The organism is Litchfieldia alkalitelluris (assembly GCF_002019645.1).
Classification (GTDB): Bacteria; Bacillota; Bacilli; order Bacillales; family Bacillaceae_L; genus Litchfieldia; species Litchfieldia alkalitelluris.
On the sequence record NZ_KV917374.1, the window covers coordinates 359221 to 371099 of the forward strand.

Sequence of the window (11879 nt, forward strand, 5' to 3'; positions counted from 1 at the left end):
TGTAATTGACTTAAATTTTTATAAATCCAAAATATAGCATCTAAGAAAGGTTGACATTTGACCCTTAATTTCTCTATAATTATTGAGACTGTCTGTTAAGATGATTGCAAATTCCTCAGGGAGGTGTCATATAATGAAAAGAACGTATCAACCAAATAATCGTAAACATAGCAAAGTGCACGGTTTCCGTAAACGTATGAGTTCAGCAAATGGACGTAAAGTTCTAGCTCGTCGTCGTCGTAAAGGAAGAAAAGTATTATCAGCATAGACCACTGAGATCTCAGTGGTCTTTTTTGTCATTATTAATTAAGTAGATTTATAAGTGACAAGATATGAAAAAAGCAAAAGAAATTCTTCGAACAAATTATTTCTTTTAAGTAAGGTTTATAGTGTCTTAGTATGACTATAATGTAGATGATTGACTTCTTTAGAGAGTAGTTTGTTGAAATTTCCTATTACTTATAACGATTTTAGGAGATTTAAATAGTTACTCTTTTCTACTTGTGGTTGATTTAGTGCTAAGGTGATTGAAGGAGTACGATGTACCAGGGGCTAGAGTGAAATTTAACAGCTTAATTAGCTTTAGTGAAGTGAAAATTATTGGATACCTTGAGTGGACAGAATCAAAATAGTTACCTAGTAGATTTGATTATAAACAACCCATAATTAGTGGAAGTTTCAAACTGCGAATTTAAACATAGAAGTTATGATGTTAACATATGCTGGAGTGTTATTAATGAAAAAGGAATATCGAATAAAAAAAAATAAAGAATTCCAATCGGTTTTTCAACATGGAAAATCAACTGCAAATCGTCAGTTTGTTGTATATGTTTTACAAAATGAGCTAGAGCATTTTCGTATTGGACTTTCCGTGAGTAAAAAAATAGGAAACGCTGTAGTACGTAATCGAGTGAAACGATTAGTAAGACAGTTTTTTCTAGAACATAAAGAGCTAGTTGATCAAAACAAGGATTATGTAATTATTGCAAGAAAGCCTGTAGCAGAAATGGATTATGCGGAGGTTCGGAGCAGTTTGCAGCATGTCTTAAAACGGGCAAAAGTACTAAGAAAAACGGTTTAGTAAAATGTAGTTAGTTTCATACTCATTTATTAATATAATTCAATATGCTCTTCATATAATAGAGAAGAAACTTTGAAAAGATAGAAGTTACTCTATGTAAAGTGAAATAAACTACGAAAATAGAACTGCTACTACGAATGAAAAGATGCCACACTATTAGGTTCAAAGTGTACCCTTAAACTGTTAAATGTAATAAGTTTAACAAAATAGCCAAAGAAGGCTCTTTTCTGAAAAGTAAAATGCTAACTAAAAAAGTATTAAGAGTAAAAGAGAGTAATTATACTTAAGAGTTGGATACGGAAGAAAAGATGCCACACTATTAGGTTCAAAGTGTACCCTTAAACTGTTAAATGTAATAAGTTTAACAAATAGCCAAAGAAAAAAAGCTATTTATTATAAAAAGTGATAAAATGTATTTGTCATGTTTTCATTTTGGGGTCAAAACTAAATATGCTAATGTATAGTATTAATTAATGATCCAGTGAAATCAAAAAATCCGTATACTACTTACATTAGGAGGAAGAATCTGTTGAAAAGGCGAATACTATTATTTGGAACACTACTATTGTTATTGATGCTCATGACAGGGTGTACAGAAATCAATGAGGAGATTACAAAGGATAGTGAAGGCTTCTGGAATCAATATATTGTTTATCCATTATCATGGCTAATTACATATGTTGCTGAAGCTACCGGTGAAAACTATGGTTTAGCAATTATTGTTGTAACTCTTATAATTAGATTTGCTATTTTACCTTTGATGATTAAACAAACGAGAAGTTCAAAGGCAATGCAAGCGCTACAGCCTGAAATGCAGGCATTAAGAGAGAAATATAGTTCGAAGGATCAAAAAACTCAACAAAAACTACAACAAGAGACAATGGCTCTTTTTCAAAAACATGGAGTAAATCCTTTAGCAGGATGTTTTCCATTAATTATTCAAATGCCAATTCTTATTGGTTTCTACCATGCAATTATGAGAACTAGAGAAATTGCTGAGCATAACTTTTTATGGTTTGATTTAGGTGATAAAGATCCATATTATTTATTACCCCTAATCGCAGGTGTTACAACATTTATCCAACAAAAGATGATGATGGCTGGAAACGCGCAGCAAAATCCTCAAATGGCCATGATGTTATGGTTAATGCCGATTATGATTGTCGTATTTGCAATTACTTTCCCAGCAGCATTATCACTATACTGGGTTGTCGGGAACTTATTTATGATTGCACAGACTTACTTTATTAAAGGTCCAGAGCTAAAAGAAGCTACTGGTAAATCAGGAGGAGCAAAAAAGTGAAACAAATAACTGCTACTGGGCAAACCGTCGATGAAGCAGTGGAATCAGCTTTAGCTCAACTAGAAACAACAAAAGACCGCGCAGAAATCTCGATCATCAATGAAGGAAAAAAGGGAATCTTCGGGATATTTGGTTCAAAGCCAGCTGTTGTGAAAGTAACAGTGAAAATTGACCCGATCGAAGAGGCTGCTGCTTTTCTTCAGAAGGTAGTTGATTCCATGGGAGTCTCAGCCAAAATTGATATTAAAAGAAATGGTAAAAATGTTACATTTAATCTTACCGGTGAAAAATTAGCGATTTTAATTGGTAAGCGAGGTCAAACGTTAAACTCACTTCAGTATTTAACACAATTGGTGGTTAATCGAGTTTCTAATCAGTATGTAAATATTATTATTGATGCTGAGAATTACAGAGGTAGAAGAGAAGAAACACTAGTTTTACTTGCTGAAAGATTAGCATTAAAGGCGATTCGAACAAAGCAAGATGTTCCATTAGAACCAATGCCGTCTTATGAACGCAAGGTAATTCATACAGCTCTAGTAAATAATAAAAAGGTAAAAACCTTTTCAGCGGGTGCAGATCCAAACCGTCATATTGTTATCTCACCACAGAGATAAAATGATAGCTAAAAGCTAACTCTTAATGAGTTAGCTTTTTTTGCGTTTTTAATTTGTGATGAAATGAGAAAGTAGTTTTACTTGATAGTTATAACTTAGGAGAACATTCAACCCTTTGTATGCACGTTACATAGTTACAAAAAGTTGCTTATGATTACTTTTTTGACAGTCCAGCAAAGATTGGAGTTAATTTATACATCATATTGCCGCAATCCACTGTCTGCCTGAGGCGGAATTGTAGGTAAAAGTACCTAATTCCGCTTTTTGAAGTTCAGTATTAATTGTTTATATGAAAATTAACCTTCGTATCAAAGGTGATTAAAAAGATTGTTATTCACATGTGGATAAGTTAAAATTGGTATAATAAACAAAAATGTGCGTGTAAGTTTTCCGTGTGGATAAATAGGTCATACTAGTAATAAATATTATTATTCACAAAGACGATATGGTAAAATGGATTGCTTGTGGAAAACTAATTAGATCCATAATTTTTATAGAAATGTAAGAGTATATGTGTAGGTAGGTTTAATGAGGTGAGTAAATGGAATTTGACACAATAACAGCAATCTCGACTCCGATGGGAGAGGGAGCAATAGCCATTGTTCGATTAAGTGGAGATGATGCAGTAGAAATTGCGGACCGGCTGTTCAAAGGAAAAGCGGGGAAGAAGCTAAGAGAGTTAAAATCACATACAATACATTATGGGTATATAGTTGATCCGAAAACAGAGGAAACAGTAGAGGAAGTAATGGTCTCGTTGATGAGAGGACCAAAAACTTTTACCCGAGAAGATATAATAGAAATTAATTGCCATGGAGGACTAGTTTCAGTTAATAGAGTGCTTGGACTAGTGTTAACCAATGGGGCAAGATTGGCTGAGCCAGGTGAATTCACAAAGAGGGCCTTTCTAAATGGAAGAATCGACTTGTCACAAGCCGAGGCAGTAATGGATTTAATAAGAGCTAAAACGGACCGAGCGATGAACGTAGCAATCGGCCAAATGGAGGGAAGACTGTCTAATTTAATAAGAGGACTAAGACAGGAGTTACTCGAGGTCTTAGCACATATTGAAGTCAATATTGATTATCCAGAGTATGATGATGTAGAGGAAATGACACATCAGTTATTAATACCTAAGGTTCTAAATGTAAAAAGTGAAATTCAGAAGTTATTAAGGACCTCTAGTCAAGGAAAGATACTTAGAGAAGGACTTTCTACAGTTATTGTTGGAAGACCCAATGTTGGAAAAAGTTCGCTATTAAATAGTTTAGTTCATGAGAATAAAGCTATTGTGACAGATATTCCAGGCACAACAAGAGATGTAATTGAAGAATATGTGAATGTTCGAGGAGTTCCACTTCGGTTAGTTGATACAGCTGGGATAAGAGAAACAGAAGATATCGTCGAACGAATTGGTGTTGAAAGATCACGTGAAGTGTTAAAAAAGGCTGATTTAATCCTATTGGTATTAAATAATAATGAACAATTATCACATGAAGATGAGAAACTCTTTGAAGCAATAAGTGGTATGGATGCTATTATCATTATTAACAAAACGGATTTACCGACAAAAATTGACCTTGATACAGTGAAAAAATTAGCAAATAACCAACCAATTGTCACAACTTCACTTCTTCATGAGAAGGGGATTGATGAATTAGAAGAAGCTATTTCTTCCTTATTCTTCTCTGGCTCGCTCGAAGCTGGTGATTTAACATATGTATCTAATTCTAGACATATTGCTCTTTTACATCAGGCATCTAGCTCAATCGATGAGGCAATTCAAGGAATAGAAACACAGTTACCTATAGATATGGTCCAAATAGATTTAACAAGAACATGGGAATTACTTGGTGAAATTATTGGTGATGCAGTTCATGAGAGCTTAATCAATCAACTTTTTTCACAGTTTTGTTTAGGAAAATAATTTAGTAATTTATTTTATATATCATTCATGCTTCCTTTTATTGTAGATCATGAATTTGATATAAGGAGGTTTCTTAAATATGGGTTATCAAGCTGGCTCATATGATGTCATAGTTATTGGAGCGGGACATGCAGGCTGTGAGGCTGGTCTTTCAGCAGCAAGACAAGGTGCAAAAACTCTAATGATTACGATTAATCTAGATATGGTGGCATTCATGCCATGTAATCCATCAGTTGGAGGTCCTGCAAAAGGGATCGTTGTTCGTGAAATCGACGCTCTTGGTGGAGAAATGGCGAGGAATATTGATAAAACGCATATTCAAATGCGTATGTTAAATACAGGGAAAGGGCCGGCCGTTCGTGCTCTTCGTGCTCAAGCAGATAAGTTTTCATATCAGCATGAGATGAAAAAGACCTTAGAAAATCAAGAAAATTTAACACTTCTTCAAGGAATGGTTGAACGATTAATTGTTGAGGATGATGTATGTAAAGGTGTTGTCACTCAGACGGGTGCCATCTATGAAGCTAAAACAGTTGTCATTACAACGGGTACATTTTTAAGAGGAGAGATTATCTTAGGGGAACTTAAATATTCAAGCGGACCTAATAATCAACAGCCTTCTGTTAAATTATCAGAACACCTTGAAGAACTAGGATTAGACTTAGTTCGATTTAAAACAGGGACACCTCCAAGAGTACATAGTCAGTCAATCGACTATAGCAAAACAGAAATACAACCGGGTGATGATGTTCCGAGAGCATTTTCATATGAAACAACGAAATATATTACAGATCAATTACCTTGCTGGCTGACTTACACAAGTCAAGAAACCCACCAAATAATTGATGATAATTTACACCGTTCTCCAATGTATTCGGGGATGATTAAAGGAACAGGGCCAAGGTATTGTCCTTCTATTGAAGATAAAGTAGTTCGTTTTAATGATAAGCCTAGACATCAAATTTTCTTAGAGCCTGAAGGCAGAAATACTCATGAGGTTTATGTACAAGGTTTATCAACAAGTTTACCTGAAGATGTTCAACATAAAATATTGGCATCTATTCCTGGACTTGAAAAAGTGCAATTAATGAGAGCGGGCTATGCAATCGAGTATGATGCAATTGTTCCAACCCAACTTTGGCCAACGCTAGAAACGAAGAAGATTAAAAATCTATATACAGCAGGTCAAATTAATGGTACTTCAGGGTATGAAGAAGCTGCAGGTCAGGGCATTATGGCTGGTATAAATGCAGGGAGACGCTCCTTAGATAAGAAAGAGGTAATTCTTAGTCGTTCTGATGCATATATCGGAGTATTAATTGATGACCTTGTAACTAAAGGAACGAATGAACCTTATCGACTATTAACATCTCGTGCAGAGTATCGTTTATTGCTTCGACATGATAATGCAGATTTGAGACTAACAAAGATAGGTCATGAAATTGGATTAATTAGTGATGACAGATATGAACGATTTTTAAGTAAAAAAGAAGCAATCGAACAGGAAAAACAACGATTATCTTCTATTAATATAAAACCAACTAATAACGTTCAAGAAATCATTAGGTCAGTTGGTGGAAGTGAATTAAAAGATGGAATAAAAGCGATAGATCTTTTGAAACGACCTGAAATGGTATATAGCCATATTAATCAAATGGTTCCCTCAGAGATAGCAGTAGATCCTGATGTTGCTGAACAAGTAGAAATTCAAGTGAAGTATGAAGGATATATTGAAAAATCATTGCAACAGGTTGAACGTTTAAAGAAAATGGAGAATAAAAAAATTCCTGAAAACATTGATTATGATGCAATATCTGGTTTGGCATCAGAAGCAAGACAAAAACTAAAGGAAGTCCGTCCTTTATCTGTTGCTCAAGCATCAAGAATTTCGGGAGTAAATCCTGCAGATGTCTCCATTCTTCTTGTGTACATTGAACAAGGAAAAATTGCGAGAGTTTCAAATCAATAATGTCCGATGAAAGGAATCGAGATGGATACACTTAATTTTGCAAAAGGTTTGGAGGAGAAAGGGATTTCCCTTTCTTCTCGACAGCTTGAACAATTTGAACAATACTTTCAATTATTGGTCGAATGGAATGAAAAAATGAATTTGACTGCAATTACTGAAAAGAATGATGTTTACTTAAAACATTTTTACGATTCAATTTCAGCAGCATTTTATTTTGATTTTAATAAAGTTAATTCTGTTTGTGATGTGGGAGCTGGCGCTGGTTTTCCGAGTATTCCTATTAAAATATGTTTTCCACATTTAGAAATATCAATCGTGGATTCTTTACAAAAAAGGATCGGCTTCTTAAACCATTTAGCTAGAGAACTTTCATTAGAAAACGTTTCCTTCTATCATGACCGTGCAGAAACCTTTGGACAAAAACAAGATAATCGAGAGTCATATGATTTAGTTATGGCGAGGGCAGTTGCTAGACTATCTGTTTTAAGTGAGCTTTGTTTACCACTAGTTAAAGAAAATGGAGTGTTTTTAGCTATGAAAGCAGCATCTGTTCAAGATGAGTTAAAGGATGCTGAAAAAGCAATAACAATATTAGGTGGTACGATAGAACAAGTAAATCACTTTTTATTACCCATTGAAGAAAGTGAACGTAATATTTTAGTTATTAAAAAAGCTAAAAAAACTCCAAAAAAATATCCAAGGAAACCAGGTACTCCAAACCGAACACCAATCACTTGATAATAGTTTCATTCATTATATAAGTGTTGTAATTCCTAGTGTATCCTTGTATCCTTATAATAGTATATATAATTAGTTTAAAAGAGCTAGATGTTCAAAAGCTGTAACTTTATCTACTTAAATCAATTGCTATGTTGACTTGAAATTGTGTTCAGTTTCCATAGGGGTTCTGATTTAACCTATAGTAGTTTAAGTGCATACCAAAATTGTTATTTGCGTACAAAATAAATAAATGTTTCACGTGAAACATTTAATAATACTATCTAGCTACTACCAGATTTTCTGCAGAAATCGTTCATTTATAAGTAGAATTTTAAACATAGGGAGATCCTAAGGGGTGGTGTAATTATGAGACATCCATTTTCACGGCTTTTTAATCTAAGTGAAAAAGATGAGCAGCAGATATTAGATCAAAGCGAATTAGAGACAGCAGCTGAGACAGAATTATTGTCAACCGAAATAGAAGAGAAACAGCAGAATGAAGAAGTGAAAAATATACCGATTCATAGCATTGTTCCAAATCGTTTCCAACCTCGAACGGTTTTTGCAGAAGATAAAATCACAGAGCTAGCTTTAACAATCCGTACTCACGGTATAATCCAGCCAATCGTATTAAGACAATTTGATGAAACTAAATATGAGATTATTGCTGGTGAAAGAAGATGGAGAGCAGTACAATCATTAGGGTGGGATACAATCCCAGCAATTATTAAAGAATTTAACGATACTGAAACGGCTTCTGTAGCTTTAATAGAAAACCTGCAACGCGAGGAACTATCTGCAATTGAAGAAGCGATAGCTTATGGGAAACTATTAGAATTGCATAGTCTTACACAAGAAGCTCTAGCCCAAAGACTAGGGAAAGGTCAATCAACAATTGCTAATAAATTGAGATTGTTAAAATTACCTGATGAAGTACAAGAGGCACTCTTACAAAAAGTAATAACAGAAAGACATGCAAGGGCTTTAATCCCTTTAAAACACCCTGAAAAACAAGTGAAGCTCTTACAAGAAGTTATTGAAAGACAATTAAATGTAAAGCAAACTGAAGATAGAGTTGTCAAGCTGCTAGAGCAAGATCAAAAGAAACCAAAGCCTCAAAGAAGGGCATTCAGTAGAGACACAAGAATTGCAATGAATACAATTCGTCAGTCATTGACTATGGTTTCTGAAAGTGGAGTATCCATTGATTCAGAAGAACAAGAATTTGATGACTATATTCAATTTACAATAAAAATACCTAAGAAATAGTAAGAATCCCCATCATCCTAAAATGATGGGGGTTTTGTTTCACGTGAAACATTTACAATACGAAATTGTTATTTGTGTTATGTTAGAAACCTCACTATATTTCCTCATCATAAGATTGTTTCCTTAAAAATCGACTATTTTTCTTTAGAGTGTATAGAATATCTCACCAAATTTTTGGTGTCTAGTTCTCGGTTCATTGGCTCGTCATCCAAAGCTTGAGTTTACTTTGGAATGCTACTTATCTGAAACCATTCGCCGGTAGTTCAAACACGCAGCGCTTTTCTAAACCCGATAGGGAGGGATCACGCATTAGTAGACCAATGACATGTAACAGTGCTTACAAAAACAGCTAATCTATAATATTACTAGTAATAAAGATGGTTTTTGTAATTTTTATAAAAAAAAAGAGTATCACAATTTGATTTCATGATAAAATAGTAAAAGTGAGCATTTTGTTGTTTTTAGTTATAATGATGTTTAAATATATAAGTTTGTTTTAAAAAATTCGTATTTTTCGACAAAATCTAGTATTATATTTGTTCTATAAAATAGTTAGTATAGTTTATTCTTGAAGGTAGGTGACATCGTGGGGAAAATCATCGCGATTGCAAACCAAAAAGGTGGAGTTGGTAAAACAACTACATCAGTTAATTTAAGTGCTTGTTTAGCGTATATTGGTAAAAGGGTACTGTTAGTAGATATCGATCCGCAAGGTAACGCTACAAGTGGTACAGGAATTGAGAAGGCAGAAGTAGATCAATGTATCTATGATATTTTGGTTGAGGATGTAGAGGTACAGCATGTTGTGAAACCGACAGCAGTTGAAAATCTATCTATTATTCCTGCAACTATTCAGCTAGCAGGTGCTGAAATTGAGTTAGTTCCAACGATTTCACGTGAAGTACGGTTAAAAAGAGCTTTAGAAGCAGTAAAAGATAACTATGATTATATAATCATAGATTGCCCACCTTCATTAGGGCTATTAACAATTAATGCATTAACCGCTTCAGATGCAGTTTTAATACCTGTTCAATGTGAATATTATGCATTAGAAGGACTTAGTCAATTATTAAATACAGTTCGATTGGTTCAAAAACACCTTAATACGGATTTAATGATAGAAGGAGTTCTACTTACAATGCTAGATGCAAGGACGAACTTAGGAATTCAAGTCATTGATGAAGTGAAAAAATATTTCCAGGACAAGGTTTATCACACTATTATTCCAAGAAATATTAGGTTAAGTGAAGCACCGAGTCATGGTGAACCTATTATTATTTACGATCCAAAATCTAGAGGTGCTGAGGTATATTTAGATCTTGCAAAGGAAGTGGTAGGCAATGGCTAAAGGTCTAGGTAAAGGAATAAATGCCTTATTTACAAATATGGAAGTTGGGCGAGAAGAAGTTGTTCAAGAAATTAAGATTACCGAATTACGTCCAAATCCTTACCAGCCACGAAAGACATTCGAACCTGAAGCAATTGAAGAACTAAAAGAATCAATCTTAGCACATGGAATCTTACAACCTATCATTGTTAGGAAAAGCATTAAGGGTTTTGAAATTGTAGTCGGGGAGAGACGTTTCAGAGCGGCGAAAGCAGCCAAACTATCAAGTGTACCAGCGGTTATAAGAGATCTAACTGAACAACAAATGATGGAGCTTGCTTTATTAGAAAACCTGCAGAGAGAAGATTTAAATCCAATTGAAGAAGCCGCAGCATACCAAACTTTAATTGAACATTTAAAATTAACTCAAGAGCAATTGGCCCAACGATTAGGTAAAAGTAGGCCTCATATTGCAAACCATCTAAGATTATTATCTCTTCCAAAGACTGTTCAACAGCTCATTTCAGATGGGAAAATTTCAATGGGGCATGGTAGAACTTTACTGGGCTTAAAAAGGAAAGAAAAATTAGAACCTTTAATAGAAAAAATTATTAAGGAACAGTTGAATGTCCGCCAATTAGAAGAACTGATAAATCAATTAAATCAAAATGTTCCACGTGAAACAGTGAAACCTGCTCCTAAAAAAGATGTTTTTATTCGTGAAAGAGAGACAGTTTTAAGGGAGAAGTTTGGAACATCTGTAACGATAAAACAAAACAAGAAAAAAGGGAAAATTGAAATTGAATTTTTCTCTAAGGAAGACTTAGAAAGAATCCTTGAAATGTTAGATTCTCCAAGTGTTTCATAATTTGTGTTAGGAGAAATGGTAAATTGGTATTACTAGGTACAATTGTTAATGGGTTATGTATTATCCTCGGAACCCTTTTAGGGAAATTACTTAATCGTATTCCTGAAAATATAAAAGGCACGGTTATGCAAGGAATTGGACTGGCTGTTATTATATTGGGAATACAAATGGGGTTAAAAAGTCAGCAGTTCTTAATCGTTATATTTAGTCTTGTTTTTGGTTCGATTTTAGGTGAATACTGGGCATTAGATCATAAATTAAATGCTTTAGGTAACTGGCTGGAGAGAAAAATTGGTAAAAATCAAGAAGGAACAATTGCTAAGGGATTTGTTACAGCTACCTTAATCTTCGTTATTGGAGCTATGGCGATAATAGGTTCATTAGATAGTGGTTTAAGAAATGACCACAGAGTTTTATATACCAAGTCAATTCTAGATGGTTTTACTAGTTTAATATTAGCAACAACCCTTGGAATAGGAGTGCTTTTCTCAGCGATACCAGTTATTTTATACCAAGGATCAATCGCTATTTTTGCTACTCAAATTGAAAAATGGATACCAACTGATTTAATGAATTCATTTATTACAGAAATGACAGCAACTGGTGGTGTTATGATTTTGGCTATCGGTCTAAATTTGATAGGATTGACGAATATTAGGGTAGCAAATTTTCTACCTAGTATTTTAGTAACAGCAACTTTAGTAACTCTTTTCTATTTTTGGTCGGATGTTATTCAATTTGTTCAGGCAATTTAGAGATTTATCGGATAGATTTATCTAAGCTAACGATAAACAAAAA

The 11879-nt window shown here is 34.1% G+C and carries 11 protein-coding genes; all 11 read left to right on the top strand.

The features are described from left to right. Positions 1–133: 133 nt before the first annotated feature. The 11 genes from rpmH (at position 134) to BK579_RS01870 (ending at position 11836) form a co-directional block, all read left to right on the top strand. The gene (rpmH, locus tag BK579_RS01820; protein ID WP_078543251.1) at positions 134–268 is read left to right on the top strand and encodes a 50S ribosomal protein L34; all 135 of its coding nucleotides are present in this window, start codon (positions 134–136) and stop codon (positions 266–268) included. Positions 269–736: 468 nt separating this feature from the next. Then, positions 737–1081: a ribonuclease P protein component gene (rnpA, locus tag BK579_RS01825; protein WP_078543252.1), complete on the top strand. Its 345-nt coding sequence runs from the start codon at positions 737–739 to the stop codon at positions 1079–1081. Between the two features lie 574 nt (positions 1082–1655). Further along, positions 1656–2384 carry a YidC family membrane integrase SpoIIIJ gene (spoIIIJ, locus tag BK579_RS01830; protein WP_235848540.1) on the top strand — a complete coding sequence of 243 codons (729 nt, stop codon included), beginning with the start codon at positions 1656–1658 and terminating at the stop codon, positions 2382–2384. Then, complete coding sequence (gene jag / locus BK579_RS01835; protein WP_078543254.1) at positions 2381–3001, top strand: RNA-binding cell elongation regulator Jag/EloR; 621 nt, start codon at positions 2381–2383, stop codon at positions 2999–3001. The genes spoIIIJ and jag overlap by 4 nt, the downstream gene beginning before the upstream one ends. Before the next feature lie 541 nt (positions 3002–3542). After that, entirely contained in the window at positions 3543–4928 is a 1386-nt protein-coding gene (gene mnmE, locus BK579_RS01840; protein WP_078543255.1) for a tRNA uridine-5-carboxymethylaminomethyl(34) synthesis GTPase MnmE, read from the top strand. Between the two features lie 79 nt (positions 4929–5007). After that, a complete protein-coding gene (gene mnmG / locus BK579_RS01845; RefSeq protein WP_078543256.1) occupies positions 5008–6897 on the top strand; it encodes a tRNA uridine-5-carboxymethylaminomethyl(34) synthesis enzyme MnmG in 1890 nt (629 codons plus the stop codon). 21 nt (positions 6898–6918) lie between these two features. After that, positions 6919–7635: a 16S rRNA (guanine(527)-N(7))-methyltransferase RsmG gene (gene rsmG, locus BK579_RS01850; protein ID WP_078550318.1), complete on the top strand. Its 717-nt coding sequence runs from the start codon at positions 6919–6921 to the stop codon at positions 7633–7635. Between the two features lie 348 nt (positions 7636–7983). Continuing rightward, a complete protein-coding gene (gene noc, locus BK579_RS01855; RefSeq protein WP_078543257.1) occupies positions 7984–8886 on the top strand; it encodes a nucleoid occlusion protein in 903 nt (300 codons plus the stop codon). A gap of 586 nt (positions 8887–9472) precedes the next feature. Beyond that, entirely contained in the window at positions 9473–10234 is a 762-nt protein-coding gene (locus BK579_RS01860; RefSeq protein WP_078543258.1) for a ParA family protein, read from the top strand. Continuing rightward, complete coding sequence (locus BK579_RS01865; RefSeq protein ID WP_078543259.1) at positions 10227–11081, top strand: ParB/RepB/Spo0J family partition protein; 855 nt, start codon at positions 10227–10229, stop codon at positions 11079–11081. Before BK579_RS01860 ends, BK579_RS01865 begins: the two co-directional genes overlap by 8 nt. A gap of 23 nt (positions 11082–11104) precedes the next feature. Continuing rightward, on the top strand, positions 11105–11836 hold the full coding sequence (locus tag BK579_RS01870; RefSeq protein WP_078543260.1) for a DUF554 domain-containing protein: 732 nt from the start codon (positions 11105–11107) through the stop codon (positions 11834–11836). Positions 11837–11879 lie beyond the last annotated feature (43 nt).

Excerpts from the sequence above, each read along its gene's own strand:
- rpmH (WP_078543251.1), top strand. The coding sequence starts at position 134 with ATGAAAAGAACGTATCAACCAAATAATCGTAAACATAGCAAAGTGCAC.
- rnpA (WP_078543252.1), top strand. The coding sequence starts at position 737 with ATGAAAAAGGAATATCGAATAAAAAAAAATAAAGAATTCCAATCGGTT.
- spoIIIJ (WP_235848540.1), top strand. The coding sequence starts at position 1,656 with ATGCTCATGACAGGGTGTACAGAAATCAATGAGGAGATTACAAAGGAT.
- mnmE (WP_078543255.1), top strand. The coding sequence starts at position 3,543 with ATGGAATTTGACACAATAACAGCAATCTCGACTCCGATGGGAGAGGGA.
- mnmG (WP_078543256.1), top strand. The coding sequence starts at position 5,008 with ATGGGTTATCAAGCTGGCTCATATGATGTCATAGTTATTGGAGCGGGA.
- rsmG (WP_078550318.1), top strand. The coding sequence starts at position 6,919 with ATGGATACACTTAATTTTGCAAAAGGTTTGGAGGAGAAAGGGATTTCC.
- noc (WP_078543257.1), top strand. The coding sequence starts at position 7,984 with ATGAGACATCCATTTTCACGGCTTTTTAATCTAAGTGAAAAAGATGAG.
- BK579_RS01865 (WP_078543259.1), top strand. The coding sequence starts at position 10,227 with ATGGCTAAAGGTCTAGGTAAAGGAATAAATGCCTTATTTACAAATATG.